The sequence below is a fragment of the Arenimonas daejeonensis genome (genome assembly GCF_007993735.1).
Lineage (GTDB): Bacteria > Pseudomonadota > Gammaproteobacteria > Xanthomonadales > Xanthomonadaceae > Arenimonas > Arenimonas daejeonensis.
This window is the reverse complement of sequence record NZ_CP042453.1, coordinates 1,214,115-1,232,190: the sequence shown is the minus strand read 5'-3', so window position 1 is coordinate 1,232,190 and position 18,076 is coordinate 1,214,115. Positions and strand designations below refer to the sequence as shown.

Annotated in this window: 9 protein-coding genes and 5 pseudogenes; 8 read left to right on the top strand and 6 right to left on the bottom strand. The window is 69.0% G+C overall.

What is annotated here, in order from left to right; all coding sequences use genetic code 11:
* Positions 1-65 precede the first annotated feature (65 nt).
* The 3 genes and pseudogenes from FRZ33_RS05855 (at position 66) to FRZ33_RS05845 (ending at position 4,273) form a co-directional block, all read left to right on the top strand.
* Positions 66-1,846 (top strand): annotated as a pseudogene (locus FRZ33_RS05855) (assimilatory sulfite reductase (NADPH) flavoprotein subunit).
* Positions 1,846-3,530 (top strand): annotated as a pseudogene (gene cysI, locus FRZ33_RS05850) (assimilatory sulfite reductase (NADPH) hemoprotein subunit). The pseudogenes FRZ33_RS05855 and cysI overlap by 1 nt, the downstream one beginning before the upstream one ends.
* Positions 3,527-4,273, top strand: a complete 747-nt coding sequence (locus FRZ33_RS05845) for a phosphoadenylyl-sulfate reductase (protein WP_146908350.1) — start codon at positions 3,527-3,529, stop codon at positions 4,271-4,273. Before cysI ends, FRZ33_RS05845 begins: the two are co-directional and overlap by 4 nt.
* On the opposite strand, the gene FRZ33_RS05840 is transcribed toward FRZ33_RS05845, so the two are convergent.
* Both FRZ33_RS05840 and FRZ33_RS05835 read right to left on the bottom strand, forming a co-directional pair.
* A complete protein-coding gene (locus FRZ33_RS05840) occupies positions 4,270-4,833 on the bottom strand; it encodes a cold shock domain-containing protein (RefSeq protein WP_146908347.1) in 564 nt (187 codons plus the stop codon). The genes FRZ33_RS05845 and FRZ33_RS05840 overlap by 4 nt on opposite strands.
* A gap of 6 nt (positions 4,834-4,839) precedes the next feature.
* Positions 4,840-5,826 carry a LysR family transcriptional regulator gene (locus FRZ33_RS05835; protein ID WP_146908345.1) on the bottom strand — a complete coding sequence of 329 codons (987 nt, stop codon included), beginning with the start codon at positions 5,824-5,826 and terminating at the stop codon, positions 4,840-4,842.
* A gap of 120 nt (positions 5,827-5,946) precedes the next feature.
* Between FRZ33_RS05835 and cysG the strand changes: the two are divergent.
* Positions 5,947-7,406: pseudogene (gene cysG, locus FRZ33_RS05825) on the top strand (siroheme synthase CysG).
* A 41-nt stretch (positions 7,407-7,447) separates the two neighbouring features.
* A pseudogene (gene cysK, locus FRZ33_RS05820) lies at positions 7,448-8,403 on the top strand (cysteine synthase A).
* 16 nt (positions 8,404-8,419) lie between these two features.
* On the opposite strand, the gene FRZ33_RS05815 reads toward cysK, so the two are convergent.
* The 4 genes and pseudogenes from FRZ33_RS05815 to FRZ33_RS05800 all read right to left on the bottom strand — a co-directional run bounded on the left by FRZ33_RS05815 (position 8,420) and on the right by FRZ33_RS05800 (position 15,102).
* The gene (locus FRZ33_RS05815; protein WP_146908342.1) at positions 8,420-10,480 is read right to left on the bottom strand and encodes an acyltransferase family protein; all 2,061 of its coding nucleotides are present in this window, start codon (positions 10,478-10,480) and stop codon (positions 8,420-8,422) included.
* A pseudogene (cysN, locus tag FRZ33_RS05810) lies at positions 10,477-12,365 on the bottom strand (sulfate adenylyltransferase subunit CysN). The gene FRZ33_RS05815 and the pseudogene cysN overlap by 4 nt, the downstream one beginning before the upstream one ends.
* The gene (cysD, locus tag FRZ33_RS05805; RefSeq protein ID WP_146908339.1) at positions 12,365-13,273 is read right to left on the bottom strand and encodes a sulfate adenylyltransferase subunit CysD; all 909 of its coding nucleotides are present in this window, start codon (positions 13,271-13,273) and stop codon (positions 12,365-12,367) included. Before cysD ends, cysN begins: the two are co-directional and overlap by 1 nt.
* A 47-nt stretch (positions 13,274-13,320) precedes the next feature.
* Positions 13,321-15,102, bottom strand: a complete 1,782-nt coding sequence (locus tag FRZ33_RS05800; protein ID WP_146908336.1) for an SLC13 family permease — start codon at positions 15,100-15,102, stop codon at positions 13,321-13,323.
* A 132-nt stretch (positions 15,103-15,234) separates the two neighbouring features.
* Here FRZ33_RS05800 and FRZ33_RS05795 point away from each other — a divergent pair, with 132 nt between their 5' ends.
* Genes FRZ33_RS05795 through wecB form a run of 3 tightly spaced genes read left to right on the top strand, consistent with a single transcriptional unit; the run spans position 15,235 to position 18,072 of the window.
* Positions 15,235-15,981 carry an electron transfer flavoprotein subunit beta/FixA family protein gene (locus FRZ33_RS05795; protein ID WP_146908333.1) on the top strand — a complete coding sequence of 249 codons (747 nt, stop codon included), beginning with the start codon at positions 15,235-15,237 and terminating at the stop codon, positions 15,979-15,981.
* A 13-nt stretch (positions 15,982-15,994) separates the two neighbouring features.
* Complete coding sequence (locus tag FRZ33_RS05790; RefSeq protein WP_146908330.1) at positions 15,995-16,930, top strand: electron transfer flavoprotein subunit alpha/FixB family protein; 936 nt, start codon at positions 15,995-15,997, stop codon at positions 16,928-16,930.
* Positions 16,927-18,072: a non-hydrolyzing UDP-N-acetylglucosamine 2-epimerase gene (gene wecB / locus FRZ33_RS05785; RefSeq protein ID WP_322619018.1), complete on the top strand. Its 1,146-nt coding sequence runs from the start codon at positions 16,927-16,929 to the stop codon at positions 18,070-18,072. The genes FRZ33_RS05790 and wecB overlap by 4 nt, the downstream gene beginning before the upstream one ends.
* The last annotated feature ends 4 nt before the right edge of the window (positions 18,073-18,076 follow it).

The window sequence follows — 18,076 nt, the reverse complement described above, 5'->3', positions numbered from 1 at the left end:
TCTTCCTTTCCGGCGGAAAAAGCGCGCGCGTAGTTTCGGCTCACGCTCTCCCCGGACCTTTGCCGATGCCTCCCGCCCCCGCCGTCCTGCCCGTGCCGCCCCTGCCCGAGGACCGGATCGACCTGCTGGCGCGCCTGACCGAGGGGCTGGACGCCCCCGGCCTGTGGTGGTTGTCCGGGTATGCCGCCGGCCTCGCCGCGCGTCCGGGCCAGCGCCCGGCCGTCGCGGCCGAGGTGTCGGCGTCGGCGCGGCTGAGCATCGTCTACGGCAGCCAGACCGGAAACGCGAAGCGCCTGGCCGAAACCCTGGCCCGGCAGGCCGAAGCCCAGGGCCTGGGCGTGCGTCTGGTTCGCGCCGACAGCTACCCGCTGCGCGAGCTCAAGGACGAGCGCCTGCTCTACGTCGTCATCAGCACCCAGGGCGACGGCGATCCGCCGGACGACGCCCGCGGTTTTGTCGAACACCTGCTGGGCAAGCGTGCGCCCGCGCTGAAGTCGCTGAAGTTCGCCGTGCTGGGCCTGGGCGATTCCAGCTACCCGCAGTTCAACGCCACCGGCCTCCAGCTCGACGAGCGCCTGGCCGAGCTGGGTGCACAGCGCCTGTTCGCGCGCGGCGAATGCGACCTCGATGTCGAAACCGTCGCCACGCCGTGGCTGTCGAAGGCGCTCGACAGCGCCCGCGAGGAACTGAAGTCGAACGCACCGCTGGCCACCGTCACCCCGCTGCGCCCGGCCGCCGCCGTGTCGCCCTGGAGCCGCGAAAAACCCTTCGCCGCGGAACTGCTGGCGAACCAGCGCCTCACCGGCCGCGGCAGCCGCAAGGACGTGCGCCATCTGGAAATCTCGCTGGAAGGCTCCGGCCTCAGCTACCACCCCGGCGACGCGCTGGGCCTGTGGCCGAAAAACCCGCCGGCCCTGGTGGATGCCGTACTGGCCGAACTCTCGCTTGATGCCGGCACATCGATCGAAGGCGCGCCGCTGAGCACCTGGCTCAGCGAAAAGCGCGAGCTGACCAAACTTGCCCGCCCCTTCCTGCAGCGCCACGCCGAACGGGCGGGCCGCGACGAGCTCTCGCGCCTTCTGCAGCCGGAGAACAACGACGGCCTGGCGAAGCTGCTCGCCTCGCACCAGCTGATCGACCTGCTGCAGGCCTTCCCGGCAGCGTGGTCGGCCGAAGACCTGGTGGCCGCGCTGCGCCGCTGGCGCCGCGGCTGTATTCGATCGCCTCCAGCCAGGCCGTGGTCGGGCCGGAAGCGCACCTCACCGTGGACCACGTCGCCTGGGATGCGCCGGGCGGCCGCCGTTGGGGCGCCGCTTCGCACCTGCTGGCGTCCGCGGCGGAAGGCGAGCGCCTGCCGGTGTACATCGAAGCCAACGAACGTTTCCGCCTGCCGAAGGACGGCGCGCGTGACGTGATCATGATCGGCCCCGGCACCGGCGTCGCGCCCTTCCGCGGTTTCGTGCAGGAACGCAGCGCCGCCGGCGCGACCGGCCGCAACTGGCTGCTATTCGGCAATCCGCATGCGCGCCATGACTTCCTGTACCAGCTGGAGTGGCAGCTGGCGTTGAAGAACGGCCAGCTGCACAAACTCGACCTGGCGTTCTCGCGCGACCAGCAGAACAAGATCTACGTGCAGGACAAGCTGCACGAACACGGCGCCGAGCTGTATCGCTGGATCGAGTCCGGCGCCCATCTCTATGTCTGCGGCGCCACCACGATGGGCCGCGACGTGGAACAGACCCTGCTCGCCGTGGCCGTGGAACACGGCGGCCGCGACGCCGACGGCGCGCGCGAGTGGCTGGCGCAGCTGCAGCAGCAGGGCCGCTACGCCCGGGACGTGTACTGATGAGCGCGCACTCGGTCGAAGACATCAAGCAGGCCAGCAGCCGCCTGCGCGGCACCCTGCTGCAGAGCCTGGCCAACCCGGTCACCGGCGCGCTGGCCGAAGACGACCAGGTGCTGATCAAGTACCACGGCAGCTACCAGCAGGACGACCGCGACCTCCGCGACGAACGCCGGCTGGCCAAGCTCGAGCCCGACTACAGCTTCATGATCCGCACCCGCACGCCGGGCGGCGTGATCACGCCGGAACAGTGGCTCAAGCTCGACGCCATCGCAACGACCTACGCCGAACGTGGTCTGCGCATCACCACGCGCCAGGCCTTCCAGTTCCACGGCGTGATCAAGGGCAAGCTCAAGCCGACCATGCAGGCGATCAACGCCGCACTGATCGACACCCTGGCCGCCTGCGGCGACGTCAACCGCAACGTGGCGGTGGCGGCGAATCCGCTGCAGTCCGATCTGCATGCGGCCGTGTACGCGCAGGCGGCGGCGCTTAGCGAACACCTGCTGCCCAACACCCGCGCCTACTACGAAATCTGGCTGGACGAAGAGCGTGTGGCTGGCGCCGGCGAGGAAGAGGAACCGATCTACGGCCAGGCCTACCTGCCGCGCAAGTTCAAGATCGGCTTCGCGATACCGCCGGTGAATGATGTGGATGTGTTCGCGCAGGACCTCGGCTTCATCGCCATCGTCGAGGACGGCGTGTTGGCCGGATACAACGTCAGCGTCGGCGGCGGCATGGGCGCCACCCACGGCGACCCGGAAACCTACCCGCGCCTGGCCGACGTGATCGGTTTCGTCACGCCCGACCAGGTGACCGCCATCGCCACCGCCGTCGTCACGGCGCAGCGCGACCACGGCAACCGCACCGTACGCAAGCGCGCGCGACTGAAGTACACGATTGATGACCACGGCATCGCCTGGTTCACCTATAAGTCGAACGCCGCGCCGGGTTCACTCTCTCCCCGGCGCGGCGCTTCGCCTTCGATCACAGCGGCGACCGCTTCGGCTGGGTCGCGGGCGAAGACGGCCGCTGGCATCTGACGCTGCGCCTGCTGGCCGGCCGCATCCAGGACGGCGGGCACGGCACCCACCTCACCGGCCTGCGCGAGATCGCCAAGGTGCACGAGGGCGACTTCCGCATGACGCCGAACCAGAACCTCGTCATCGCGGGGGTGCCGGAGGCGAAGCGCGCCCAGATCGACGCACTGGTCGCCGCGCACGGCCTCGACGGCTTCCGCAGCGCCAGCCCGCTGCGCCTGAAGTCCCTGGCCTGCGTCGCGCTGCCGACCTGCGGCCTGGCGATGGCGGAGGCGGAGCGTTATCTGCCCGCGCTGCTCGACAAGCTCGAAGCACAACTGGCCACCCACGGCCTGACAGACGCAGACATCGGACTTCGCATCAGCGGTTGCCCCAACGGCTGCTCGCGTCCCTACCTGGGCGAGATCGCGCTCGTGGGCAAGGCGCCCGGCCGCTACAACCTGATGCTGGGCGCCGACCACCGCGGCCAGCGCCTGAACACCCTTTACCGCGAAAACATCGCGGAGCCGGAGATCCTCGCCGCGCTCGAGCCCCTGCTCGCGGATTACGCCGCCGAGCGCGGCGCCGGCGAAGGCTTCGGCGATTTTCTCGTCCGCGCCGGCGTGGTGACGCCGCGCATCGGCATTCCCGTGGAGCTGCAGGCATGAGCACCGTCCCCGACCCGACCGCCGCCGCCGAATCCCGGCAAGGGCTGGCTGAACTCAACACCTGGCTGGCCGGCCGCACGGCGCAGCAGCGCATCGAATGGGCGCTGGAATCGCTGTCGGGCGAACACGCGCTCTCGTCCAGCTTCGGCGCGCAGTCGGCGGTGGCCCTGCACCTCGCCACGCGCGTGCGCCCCGACCTGCCCGTGATCCTGGTGGATACCGGCTACCTGTTCCCGGAAACCTACGGCTTCGTGGATGAGCTCACGCACCGCCTGCAGCTGAACCTGCACATCGCCCGCCCCGACCCGGCCAAGGCCTGGTCGCCCGCCAGCATCGCCTCGCTGGAAACCCTGGGCGCCGACGGCATCGACCGCTACAACCGCGCGCACAAGGTCGAACCGATGCAGCGCAAGTTGAAGGAACTGGGCGTGCGCACCTGGATCGCCGGCCTGCGCCGCGACCAATCCAGCACACGCGCCAACACCGACTTCCTCGAACTGAAAGACGGCCGCTGGAAACTGCACCCGCTCGCCGACTGGACCGACCGCGACATCGGCCGCTACCTCACCCGGCACGACCTGCCCTACCACCCGCTATGGGACAAGGGCTACGTCTCCATCGGCGACGTGCACAGCACCCGCGCCTGGGAACCCGGCATGCGCGAGGAAGACACCCGCTTCTTCGGCCTCAAGCGCGAGTGCGGCCTGCACTACGACGAGCCGGTGGTGGCACGCAGCGCCTAACGACCGAAGTCGTCTGCAGCGCACTGCTGTTCGCAAGGTTCACCATCGTTGTTGCCATCCATCTGCGTGCCCGGGCAGTGCTTCAGGAAATACCTGGCTTCGGCGCAGGAGGTCATCTGCGAACAGTGGGTACGACCGTCGCACTGGAAGGCGGGAGTGACGGTGGCCGGCGCTGCATCCGTCGCAGGATCAGGGAACGAGGATCCGGCGTCCGCTACAGGGGGATTGAACCGCCACCAGACATAACTTCCGGCAGCCACGGTGATCGCGATGATCGCCAAGCCCCGCATCAGGGAGCGGAGCCCACCGGCTGCTTCGCCAGGGCGATTCGGCGCCCGGCGCCGCGAAGGCTGGCCCGCCCGCTGGATATTGATCGCCCGCTTCTTGCCGTCTGCCGCGACCTGGACTTCGAACGACACCAGCTCACCGACCGATGGCCTGCCGCCGCGACGAGGAAAAGCGGAGATGTGGACGAAAACCTCTTCACCACCCAGGCCGAGGGTGATGAAACCGAATCCCCGGTCGTCGTTCCACTTGCTCAGATGACCGTGTGTCCGCATGGCGCGTCAGGTGGTGATCGCCTGGCTCAGTTCCACCCACGTCGGCGCGGTAGGCCACACCGGTGTGTCATGCCCGGCCACCGCGCGCTTCAGATCGGCGCGGTCCAGCTGCGGGGCCAGGGCAAGCAACAGCTCCAGCGCATAATCCCGCAGAACCCGCTCCCGCGGCAACACCGCCCAACTGGTGCACTCCGGCACCGCCGCCGGCGCAGGCAACGCGTGCAGATCGCCATCGTCACGGGTGCTCACCGCCATCTCGGCCAACAGCCCCACGCCGAGGCCGGCGCGCACATAGGTCTTGATCAGGTCGGCGTCGCGTGCGGTCATCGCGATCTGCGGCTCCAGCCCGGCTTCGGCGAAAGCACGGCGCAGGCTGGATTCGGGTTTGTTGGTGGATTCGTAGCTGATCAGGGGTTGCTCAGCCAACTCGGCCAAGGTCGGTGCGCGCTGCAGCTTCGCCAGCGGATGCGCGGACGGCACCAGCACCTGCCGGCGCCAGCGGTACAGCGGCACGGCCAGGCCGCCTTGCGGGATCTCGCCGGCGGTGCTGACCACGGCGAAGTCGGCCAGGCCTTGCGCCAGTGCATTCAGCACCTCGCCTTCGGACGCGGGCTGCAGGTGGATGCTGACGTCGGGGAATTTCCGGGCCAGGTGCGCGATCGCCGGGGGCAGCACGAAACGCGCCTGCGTGTGCGTGGTGACCAGCGTGAGACGCCCGTGTTTTTCGCCACGCTCGTTGGCGGCGTAGGCGCGGATGTTGCCGGCCTCGGCCAGCACGCGGCGGGCGTGGGCCAGCACGTCCTGGCCGGCGGGCGTGATCGCCTCCAGGCTGCGGCCCTTGCGCTGGAACAGCAGGAAGCCCAGCTCGTCCTCCAGCTGCTTGAGCTGTTTGGACAGGCCGGGCTGGGTCGCATGCACCTTTTCGGCGGCCAGGGTGATGTTGAGGCCGGAATCGGCGATGGCGACGAGATAGCGGAGCTGGGTCAGGGTCATGGTCTTCAGCAAGCTAACCCGGGGCCGGGACCGCGTCCATACGGTCCAAATAACCGGATGGCATATGGAAGGGGCGGCCGGTCATTTCCACCGGACCGGGGGCGGGCCTAGCGTCGCGGCATGGCTTCCTCCCCTGCTTCCCACCGGCCCGCGCCGGCGCCGCTGTTTCCCCTGTTCGCCGACCTCCGGGGTCGCCGCGTCCTCGTGGTCGGCGGCGGAACCGTGGCCCGTCGCAAACTCGAGCCGCTGCTGGCGGCAGGCGCGCAGGTAGTGGTCGGGGCGCCCTGGCTGGAAGAAGCGGTGAAGCAGCTCGTCGACGCGGGGTTGTCGAACATCTGCACGGCAACTTCGCGACCCATTGGCTCGATGGGTCCTGGCTGGTGATCGCCGCCACCGACGACGCCAGCGTGAACCGCGCGGTCGCCGCCGCCGCGGAAGAACGCCGGATCTGGACGAATGTCGTCGACGACCTGGAACTGTCCTCCTACCAATCCCCCGCCCGCGTCGAACGCGGCCCGCTGCAGATCGCCATCTCCAGCGGCGGCGGCGCACCGATGCTGGCGCGGCACCTGCGCGAAAAACTCGAGACCGAACTCGACGAATCGCTGGCCGATCTCGCCGCACTGCTGCTGCGCGAACGCCGCCGTATCCGTGCGCGGCACCCGCGCCTGGCCGAACGCCGGCGTTTTTTCGATGCGCTGTTGAACGGCCCGGTGGCCGAACGTTTCCGCGCCGGCGACCACGACGGTGCACGGCAGGCCTTCGAAGCCGCACTGGGCGAAGCGCCGCCGTCGCGCGACATCGGTTCGGTCGCGCTGGTCGGTGCCGGTCCCGGCGACCCCGGCCTGCTGACGCTGCGCGCATTGCGCCTGCTCAACCAGGCCGACGTGATCCTGCACGACCGCCTGGTCAGCGACGGCGTGCTGGCGCTGGCGCGCCGCGACGCCGAATTCATCGAAGTCGGCAAGCAGGCGGCGAACCACCACGTCACCCAAGACGGCATCCATGCGCTGATGCTGGAACACGCGCGCCCGGCCGGCGCCTGGTTCGGCTCAAGGGCGGTGATCCCTTCGTGTTCGGGCGCGGCGGCGAGGAGCTGGAGTTCCTTCACGCGCACGGAATCACCTTCGAGGTCGTGCCCGGCGTGACGGCGGCACTGGCCTGCGCCGCTTATGCCGGCGCGCCGCTGACGCACCGCGACCATGCCCAGTCGGTGCGCTTCGTGACGGCGCACACCAGGGGATTCGGTGGACACGCTGGACTGGCGTGCATTGGCGCAGGAAAAACAGACCCTGGCGGTGTACATGGGCGTGGCCGGGCTCGAGCGTTTCCGCCAGAAGCTGCTGGAACACGGCCGCGCCGCCAGCACGCCCTTCGCCCTGGTCGAAAACGGCTCGCGCCCGGAACAAAGGGTGGTCACGGGAACCCTGGCCGATCTGCCCGGGCTTGCACGTTTGCATAACGTGCAATCGCCCAGCCTGTTGATCTTGGGCGAGGTCGCTTCCCTGGCGGATACCCTGCACTGGTTCGGCGACGCACCCCTGGGCGCACCGGCCGCCGCGGTCGCCGATGCGGCATGAACGCCTGACCGACCCCTTCCCGCCTGATTCCGGAGCAACCCATGGCCCTGTACGACAGCATCCTCGACACCATCGGCGGCACGCCCATCGTCAAACTGCACCGCGTCGCGCCGAAACACGTGACGCTGTACGCCAAGGTCGAGGCTTTCAACCCCGGCGGGTCGGTCAAGGACCGCCTGGCGCTGGCGATCGTGCTGGATGCCGAACAGCGTGGCCAGCTCAAGCCGGGCGACACCATCATCGAAGCGACTTCGGGCAACACCGGCGTCGCGCTGGCCATGGTCGCCGCCGCACGCGGCTACAAGTTCGTGGCGGTGATGACCGAGACATTCTCGATCGAACGCCGCAAGCTGATGCGTGCCTACGGTGCCAAGGTGATCCTGACGCCCGCCGCCGAACGCGGCAGCGGCATGGTGCGGCGCGCGGCCGAGCTGGCGGAAAAACACGGCTGGTTCCTGGCCCGCCAGTTCGAGAACGAGGCCAACCCGGCCTACCATCGCGCCACCACCGGCCCGGAGATCCTGCGCGATTTCGCCGGCAAGCGGCTCGACTTCTTCGTCACCGGCTGGGGCACGGGCGGCACGCTGACCGGCGCCGGCCAGGTGCTCAAGCTGGCGCGCCCGGACCTGAAGATCGTCACCACGGAACCCGCCGGTGCGTCGCTGCTCTCCGGCAAGGAATGGGCGCCGCACAAGATCCAGGCTGGACGCCGGATTTCGTACCGGCCGTGCTCGATCGCGGCGTGGCCGATGAAATCCGCCCGGTGGACGACGTTACCGCCCGCGACACCGCGCGCCGGCTGGCGTCGGAAGAAGGCCTGTTCGTCGGCATCAGCGCCGGCGCCACGGTGGCGGCAGCATTGCAGGTCGCGGAAACGGCGCCCAAGGGCAGCGTGCTGCTGGCCATGCTGCCCGACACCGGCGAACGTTACCTCAGCACCTTCCTGTTCGAAGGCGTGAACGAGGGCAGCGACGACGAGTGGCTGGCCGCGCTCTGATCCGCGCCGCCATCGCCTAGGGTTGGGCGGGCGGCGTTCCCCGGAGTGCCGCCTGCCAGGCCTGGCCTTCCGGTCTGGCCACGAGCCGCCGGCCCAGATACCACGAACCCGACATGCTCAGGTGGCCGTTGTCGAAATACACCGGGCGCTGGCCGAGGTAAGGCGAACAGCTGCCGCGCCGGCAGAGCATCTGGCGCGTCCCCAGGTATTCGACGCCGGGCATCGATGCCGCCAGCGCGGCAAGGTGCCGGTTGATGCGGGTTTCCCCGCGGTCACGCAGCCGCGCCCGCGCCCGGCAGTCGATGCCCCCGGGCAGACGCAGCGCCCGCAGTTCGCAGCTGCGGTCGTAACGCCGGAAACGCGGCACCTGACCGACGATGACCACGCGCACGCCGGCCGCCGTCAGTTCGGCCAGCGTACGCTCGAGGTCCGCACGGAAACCCGGATAGGCGTCATAGACGTCCCAGCCGCCGCTGATCACCACGGTATCGAACGCACCCGACAGCAGCGCCTGGCGGATGTAGGGTCTGAACTGCCGGCAGCCCTCCTCGTACATGCCGACACCGTAGTCACCGCCGAACACCGGCGGACAGGCGGAATGGCTGGCGTTGCGGTAGAGGTAACCCCCGTCCTTCGCCAGCTGGCCGAGCAGGCCGATGAAATGCGCGGCCTGGGAGTCGCCCCACAGCAGGTACTCCGGCGCGGCACCGGCCTTGCGCGCCGCCGGCGCACCCACCAGGCAGCGCGGATCCCGGAGGATGTCCGGCGAGTGTTCGGACAGCTGGCAGTTGTAGCGGTATTCGAAAGCAGGCGCGACCTGGGTACGCAGGCGCGTCAGGGCCTCGCCCTGGCCGGTGCCCGACTCGAACTGGCGCTTGAGCCCTTGGCTGCCCGCCAGGGCGGCCGCCACCAGGCACAGCGCACCCACCGGCAGCACGAACAGCGCCAACGCCTGGCGGCGCGGCGCGGCGCGCCAGTGGCGCGCGGGCTGTTCCACCCAGCGATAGCTCAACCAGGCGAGCGCGAACATCGCCACTACAGCAGCACTGCCCGAGGCCAGGTCCAGTTCGCCGAGGAAATAACGCAGGAAGGCCAGGATGGGCCAATGCCACAGGTACAGCGAATACGAGATCAGGCCGACCCAGACCATCGGGCGCCAGCCCAGCGGCAGCGTGACCACGCGCGCGCCACGGCCTCCGGCCCAGATCACCAATGCGGCGCCCAGGCAGGGATAGATGGCGTTGAAGCCCGGGAACGTCGAGTTTTCGTCCAGCGCCAAGAGCGACCACACGATGAAACCGAAACCCGCCAGGCCGGCGAGCTCGTCGCCGACACGGACCATGCGCCCGCCGGACGCCTGTAACGGCGCGTCACGGCGCACCGCCAAGGCCAACAGCGCGCCGACCATCAGCTCGCCGGCGCGCGCGGGCAGCATGTAGTAGGCGAATTTCGGCGACGTCGCGTGGATCCATTCCCCGAGGACGAAGGACGCGACGCAGATAAGTGCTGCCGTCGCGATGGCGCCGGAACGATGCAGCTTCAGGCGCCAGGCCAGCAACAGCAGCACCGGCCAGACCAGGTAGAACTGTTCCTCGACGCCGAGCGACCAGGTGTGCAGCAGCGGCTCCTGTTCGCTGGATGCGGCGAAATAACCGGTGTCCAGGTGCAACCAGAAGAACACGTTGGACAGAGACACCGCCGACCACAACGAGGCCCGCGAAAGCCGCTCCAGGTCCTCGGGCACCATCAGCAGGCAAGCGGCCGCCAGGGTGGCCATGACCATCACCAGGAAGGCCGGCAGGATGCGCCGGATGCGCCGCAGGTAGAAACCGGCCATGGTGAAGCGGCCGTCGGCCATCTCGCCCCAGATGTTCTGGGTGATCAGGTAGCCTGAGATGACGAAGAAGATGTCCACGCCGACGTAACCGCCGGGCAGCGCCGTCCTGCTGAGGTGGTAGATGACGACGCTGAGCACGGCGACGGCGCGCAGGCCGTCGATGTCGGCGCGGTAGGCGCGCGGCGAATGCGCGCCGGCCGAAGTGCCGTCTGCGGGAGACGGCAGTTCGAGCCTGCTCAATCCATGCTCTCCAGCAGCCGGTCGACAACGGCGGCGGCGAGCTCGCCGGCCTCGGCCTGGTCCGTGCGCAGGTGGATCTCCGGTGCCAGCGGTGCCTCGTAGGGCGAGTCGATGCCGGTGAAGTTCTTGATCTTTCCGGCACGGGCCTTGGCGTAGAGTCCCTTCACGTCGCGCTGTTCTGCCACCGCCAGCGGCGCGTCCACGAACACCTCCAGGAATTCGCCCTCGGCGAACATCTCGCGCGCCATGCGGCGTTCGGCCTGGAATGGCGAGATGAAGCTCACCAGCACCACCAGGCCGGCGTCGGTCATCAGCCGCGCCACTTCGGCCACCCGGCGGATATTCTCGACGCGGTCCTCGTCGGTGAAGCCCAGGTCCTTGTTCAGGCCGTGGCGCACGTTGTCGCCGTCGAGCAGGTAGGTATGGTGGCCCAGCGCGTGCAGGCGCTTCTCGACCAGGTTGGCGATGGTGGACTTGCCGGCGCCGGACAGGCCGGTGAACCACAGGCAGCGCGGCGACTGGCCCTTGAGGCGGGCGCGGGCCTGCTTGTCCACCTCGATGTGCTGCCAGTGGATGTTGGCGGCGCGGCGCAGGGCGAAGTCGAGCGTACCGGCACCGACCGTGCCGTTGCTCTGGCGGTCGATGAGGATGAAGGCGCCGAGCGAATGGTTTTCGGCGTAGGACTCGAACGCGATCGGCTGGTCGAGGCTGAGGTTGCAGTACGCGACCTCGTTGAGGTCCAGGTGCTTGGCGGCCAGGTGCGCCTGGGTGTTCACGTCGATCTTGTGCTTGATCTCGGTGATCTGCGCGCTGACGGTGCGCGCGCCGATCTTCAGCCAGTACGGGCGGCCGGGCAGCAGGGGCGTGTCGCTCATCCACAGCAGGTGCGCGGCGAACTGGTCGGCGACCTGCGGCGGGTTCTCGGTTCCTGCGATCACGTCGCCGCGGCTGACGTCCACCTCGTCGGCCAGCGTCAGCGTGACCGGCTGGCCGCGGTAGGCGCGGTCGAGGTCGCCGTCGGCGGTGACGATGCGGGCCACCTTCGAGCGGCGCCCGGACGGCAGCACCACGACCTCGTCGCCGGTGGCGACGCTGCCGGCGGCCAGGGTGCCGGCGAAACCGCGGAAATTCTGGTTCGGGCGGCAGACCCACTGCACCGGCAGGCGCATCACGCCGTCCGTGCGGCCTTCGCCGATGTCCACGGTCTCGAGGTGTTCGAGCAGGCTCGGTCCCTGGTACCAGGGCATCGCCTGCGAGGGCGACATCATGTTGTCGCCCTTGAGGGCGGACAGCGGGATGTACTGAACGTTGGCGATGCCCAGCTGGGCCGCAAGTTCGCGGTAGCCCTCGACGATGTCGTCGAACACCGCCTGGTCGTAATCGACCAGGTCCATCTTGTTGACCGCCAGCAGCACGTTGCGGATGCCCAGCAGCGAGACGATGTAGCTGTGCCGGCGCGTCTGCGTCAGCAGGCCCTTGCGCGCGTCCACCAGCACCACCGCCAGGTCGGCGGTGGAAGCGCCGGTGGCCATGTTGCGCGTGTACTGCTCATGCCCCGGGCAGTCGGCGACGATGAACTTGCGCCGGTCGGTGCTGAAGTAGCGGTAGGCCACGTCGATGGTGATGCCCTGCTCGCGTTCGGCGGCCAGGCCGTCCACCAGCAGGGCGAAGTCGATGTCCTCGCCCTGGTGCCGTGGCGCTTGCTGTCCTTCTCCAGCGCGGCCAGCTGATCGTCGAACAGCAGCTTGGTGTCGTGCAGCAGGCGGCCGATCAGCGTGCTCTTGCCGTCGTCCACGCTGCCGCAGGTGATGAAACGCAGCAGGCCCTTGGTCTCGTGCTGCTGCAGGTAGGCGGCGACGGCAGCCTGGTGGTCGGTGGCGGCCATCAGAAATAGCCCTCCTGCTTCTTCTTTTCCATGGACGCGGACGGGTCGTGGTCGATCACCCGGCCCTGGCGTTCGGAGGTGGTGGCCACCAGCATCTCGGCGATGATCGCCTCGAGCGTGTCGGCCTCGGATTCGATCGCACCGGTCAGCGGGTAACAGCCGAGCGTGCGGAACCGCACTTTGCGCTGCTGCGGCACTTCGCCGTCGCGCAGCGGCAGGCGCTCGTCGTCCACCATGATCAGCGCGCCGTCGCGTTCGACCACCGGGCGCTCCTTGGCGAAGTACAGCGTCGGCACCGGGATCTTCTCGCGGAAGATGTACAGCCAGACGTCGAGTTCGGTCCAGTTGGAGATCGGGAACACACGCACGCTCTCGCCCTTGCGGATGCGGGTGTTGTACAGGTCCCACAGTTCCGGCCGTTGGTTCTTCGGGTCCCAGCGGTGCTGGGCGCTGCGGAAAGAGAAGATGCGCTCCTTGGCCCGCGACTTCTCTTCATCGCGGCGGGCGCCACCGATGGCGGCGTCGAACTTGTAGAGGTCCAGGGCCTGCTTGAGGCCCTGGGTTTTCATCACGTCGGTGTGCACGGTGGCGCCGTGGCTGATCGGGCCCATGCCCTGGGCCAGGCCATCGGGATTGGTGTGGGTGCGCAGCTCGACGCCGGTTTCGGCGGCCCGGCGGTCGCGGAAGGCGATCATCTCTCTGAACTTCCAGCCGGTGTCCACGTGCAACAGCGGGATCGGCGGCTTCGCCGGGTAGAACGCCTTCAACAGCAGGTGCAGCAGCACCGAGCTGTCCTTGCCGACCGAATAGAGCATGACGGGATTGCCGAACTCGGCCGCCACTTCGCGCAGGATGTGGATGCTTTCGGCCTCGAGGCGATCCAGGTGGGACAGCCGGTGGGGGATCATCGCGTCAGGTCCTTGATTCATGGCGTGCATTATAGGTGTCGTGCGGCTCAGAACGGCCAGGCGCGCGGGATGGCCCACAGCACCGCCAGCCCCACCACCAGCGACAGCGGCGCGCCGACCCGCACGTAGTCGGTGAACCGGTAGCCGCCGGGGCCGTAGACCATCAGGTTGGTCTGGTAGCCGATGGGCGTGATGAAGCCGGCGGACGCGCCGATCATGACCGCCATCACGAAGGGCATCGGGCTGACGCCCAGCTGTTCGGCGGCGCTCAGGCCGATCGGGAACATCAGGATGGCGGCGGCGTTGTTGGTCAGCAGCTCGGTGAACAGCACGGCCATCAGGTACACCAGCACCATCGTCATGAACGGGTCGGAAGCGCTGAAGCCACTCAGCTGCCCGGCGACGACGTCGGCCACGCCGGTCTTGTCGACCGCGGCGCCAAGGGCGAACGAGCAGGCGATCACCGCGATGAGCCGCAGATCGAGGCTGCGCCGCAGTTCGGAAAAACCGACGCAGCGCGCCAACACCGCCACCGAGGCCGCCACCACCGCCGACAGCAGGATGCTGACGCCGAACACTGAATTGGCCAGGATCATCGCCAGCAGGATGCCCAGCGCCGTCATGGCGCGCCGGCTGTCCACCGGGCGTTCGCCGTCGATCAGGTTCACCACCAGGAAATCCGGCGAATTGGCGAAACGCGCCATGAAGTCGGGAGAGGTTTCCACCAGCAGCGTGTCGCCGGCCTGCAGCACCACGTCGCCGGGTTTCTGGTGCAGGCGCTGGCCGTGGCGCGAAACCGCGATCACGGCGGCGTTGTAGCGGTTGCGGAAGGCCGCATCGCGCAGGTTCTTGCCGACCGCCGGCGAGAACCGCGACAGCACCAGCTCGACCAGGTTGCGCCGGGCCTCGGCACCGTCGATCTTGAACAACTGGTCCGTGGCCGGGCGCAGGCCCTCGATGCGGCGCAGTTCGCGCACGGCATCGGTGACGCCGACGAACACCAGCCGGTCGCCCGCGCGCAGCAGCGTGTCGGGCGTCACCGCCGCCAGCAGCTCGCGTTCACGCGACAGTTCGACCAGGAAGGAACCCGACAGGTGCCGCAGCCCCGCGGCGTCCACCGTCTTTCCGACCAGGCGACCGGTCGGCTCGACCAGCATCTCCACCGAATATTCGCGGCTATCGGCCGCCGCCTGGTCGAAGGCCGAACGCCGCGCCGGCAACAGCCACCGGCCCAGCGTGCCCAGGTAGAGCAGGCCGGCGACCACCGCCGGCAACGCCACCCAGAGGGGGTCGAACATGCGCAGCGGCGGCATGCCCTGGGCCAGCACCAGGCCCGCGACGATCAGGTTGGTGCTGGTGCCGATCAGCGTGCACATGCCGCCCAGGATGGTGGCGTAGTTCATCGGCAGCAGCAGCTTGGACGCCGGGACGCCGCTGGCGCGGCTCCAATGCTCGACGGCCGAGATCAGGGTGGCGACCACGGGCGTGTTGTTGATGAAGGCACTCAGGCCAGAGGAAATGGTGGTCAACCGGAGTTGGGCCCGCATCTCACCGCTGGGCCGGCCCAGCACCCAGGCGCCGATCCAGCGGATGGCCCCGGTGGTCTTGAGCGCCGCGACCAGCACGAACAGCACGGCCACGGTCAGCACGCCCTGGTTCCAGAACCCGGCCAACGCTTCCGCCGGGCTCAGTACGCCGGTCGCCATCAGCACGACCACGGCGCCCGCGAGGACCTTGTCGGGCGTCAGGCGCTCCCAGAGCAGCAGGCCCAGGGTGGCCAGTACCACGCCGATCGTCAGCCATCCCTGCCAACCCAGTTCTGTTGCCATGCCGTCGTATTCCGAGGGTCCGGGGCCGCCATCGTGGGGGCACCGCCCCTTCGGCTGGGTCGCCAAGGTAGAATGCCGGATTCTACAGGATGGCGGCTCCCCGGGGTCCGCCCGGATCGGAGCAAAAGGCATATGAAAATCCTGGTGGGTTACAAGCGGGTCGTGGACTACAACGTCCGCATCCAGGTCAAACCCGACGGTTCGGGCGTGGTCACCGAGGGCGTGAAGCTGTCGCCCAATCCCTTCGACGACATCGCCCTGGAAGAAGCCCTGCGCCTGCGCGACAAGGGCATCGCCACCGAGGTGATCGTCGCCACCCTGGGCCCGGCCGACTGCCAGGCGCACCTGCGCAACGGCCTGGCCATGGGCGCCAACCGCGCCATCCACGTGGTCACCGACCAGGCCATCCAGCCGCTGACCGCGGCGCGCGCCCTGCTCAAGCTGGTCGAAAAGGAACAGCCGCAGATCGTGCTGCTGGGCAAGCAGGCCATCGACGACGACGCCAACCAGACCGGCCAGATGCTGGCCACGCTCTGGGGCCGTCCGCAGGCCACTTTCGCCAGCAAGCTCGAAGTCGCCGGCGACAAGGCCACCGTGACCCGCGAAGTGGACGCCGGCCTGGAGACCCTCGAGGTCGACCTGCCTGCCGTGGTCACCACCGACCTGCGCCTGAACGAGCCGCGCTTCATCAAGCTGCCCGACATCATGAAGGCCAAGTCCAAGCCGCTGGAGACGATCGCCTTCGCCGACCTCGGCGTCGAGTCCGGCGACCATCTCAAGACCAGCACCTACGCCCCGCCCGCCAAGCGCAGCAAGGGCGTGATGGTGAAGGACGTCGCCGAGCTGGTCTCGGCGCTCAAGGCCAAGGGCCTGGTGTAAGGAGACGATGAGCATGAGCAAGATCCTGATCGTCGCCGAACACCTCGGCGGCAAGCTGAACTCCTCCACCGCGCGCTGCGTCAGCTGCGCCACGGCGATCGGCGGCGAGATCCACGTCGCCGTGCTGGCCGATGCGCCGGATGCGGTCGCCGCGGAAGCCGCGTTGATCGCCGGTGTCGCGAAAGTGGTCACCGTGGCCAACGCCGCCAACGCGCACCCGATCGCGCAGGTGCTGGCGCCGCAGGTGGCGAAGCTCGCCGCCGGTTATTCGCATGTGCTCGGCCCGTCCACCACCTTCGGCAAGGACCTTATGCCCTGCGTCGCGGCCCTGCTGGGCGTGGCCCAGGTGTCGGACATCATGGCGGTGGAATCGAGCCACGTGTTCAAGCGGCCGATCTATGCCGGCAACGCCATCATCACCGTCGAAGCACCGTCGGCGATGGCCGTGGTCGGCACCGTGCGCACGGCCTCGTGGCCGGCGGCGGCGAACGGCGGCAACGCCGCGGTCGAGGCCGCGTCGGTTGGCGCCGCCCTGCCCTCGCACACCCGTTTCGTGTCGCTGCAGCAGGGCAAGTCCGACCGCCCGGACCTGCAGAGCGCGTCGAAGGTGGTCAGCGGTGGCCGCGCGCTCGGTTCGGCCGATGCGTTCTCGGTGATCTATTCGCTGGCCGACAAGATGGGTGCGGCCGTGGGCGCCTCGCGCGCCGCGGTGGACGCCGGTTACGTGCCGAACGAGCTGCAGGTCGGCCAGACCGGCAAGATCATCGCGCCGGAACTCTACGTCGCCATTGGCATCTCGGGCGCCATCCAGCACCTGACCGGCATCAAGGACGCGGGCACCATCGTCGCGATCAACAAGGACGCGGAAGCGCCGATCTTCGAGATCGCCGATTTCGGCCTGGTCGGCGACCTGTTCGCCATCGTGCCCGAGCTGGAGAAGTCGCTTTGAGTCCCAGCGCCGGCGCCACGCCCGGCAAGCGGGTGATGGTGGTGTTCGGGACCCGCCCGGAGGCCATCAAGATGGCGCCGGTCGTCGAGGCCCTGAAGGCCACCCCGGGCATCGAAACCCTGGTGGCGGTGACGGCGCAGCACCGGCAGATGCTCGACCAGGTGCTTGACCTGTTCGGCATCGTGCCCGACGACGACCTGGACGTGATGGCCCCCGGCCAGGCGCTGCCCGACCTGTTCGGGCGCATCCTCACCGGCATGACCGAGGTGCTGGCGCGGCGCAAGCCCGACCTGGTGCTCGTGCACGGCGATACCAGCACCACGTTCGCCACCGCCCTGGCCGCTTTCTACGCCAAGGTCGCCATCGGCCACGTCGAAGCGGGCCTGCGCACCGGCGACCTGCAGGCACCGTGGCCCGAAGAGGCCAACCGCCGCCTGACCGCGCCGCTCACGTCGCTGCATTTCGCCCCGACCGAGCAGTCGCGTGCCAACCTGCTGGCCGAGAACCTGCCGGCCGCCGCCGTGCACGTCACCGGCAACACCGTGATCGATGCCCTGCTGGCGGTGGTCAAGCGCATCGGCGACAACCCGGCGCTGGCGGCCGAACTGGCCGCGCGCTTCCCCTTCCTGGACGCCGGCAAGCGCCTGGTGCTGATCACCGGCCATCGCCGCGAGAATTTCGGCGACGGTTTCGAGCAGATCTGCCTGGCCCTGCGCGAACTGGCGCAGCGCGACGACGTGCAGCTGGTCTACCCGGTGCACCTCAACCCGCAGGTGCAGGAACCGGTGAACCGCATCCTGGCCGGCGTGGACAACGTGGTGCTGGTGCCGCCGCAGGACTACCTGCCCTTCGTCTACCTGATGTCGCGCTCGCACCTGATCCTCACCGACTCGGGCGGCATCCAGGAGGAAGCGCCCTCGCTGGGCAAGCCGGTGCTGGTGATGCGCGACACCACCGAGCGCCCGGAAGCGGTGGATGCCGGCACCGTGCGCCTGGTCGGCACCGACCGCGCCCGCATCGTCGCCGAAGTCACGCGCCTGCTGGACGACGCCGACGCGCACCGCGACATGGCCCGCGCGCACAACCCCTACGGCGACGGCCTGGCCGCACGCCGCATCGCCGACATCATCGCCGTCCGCTGAGCCT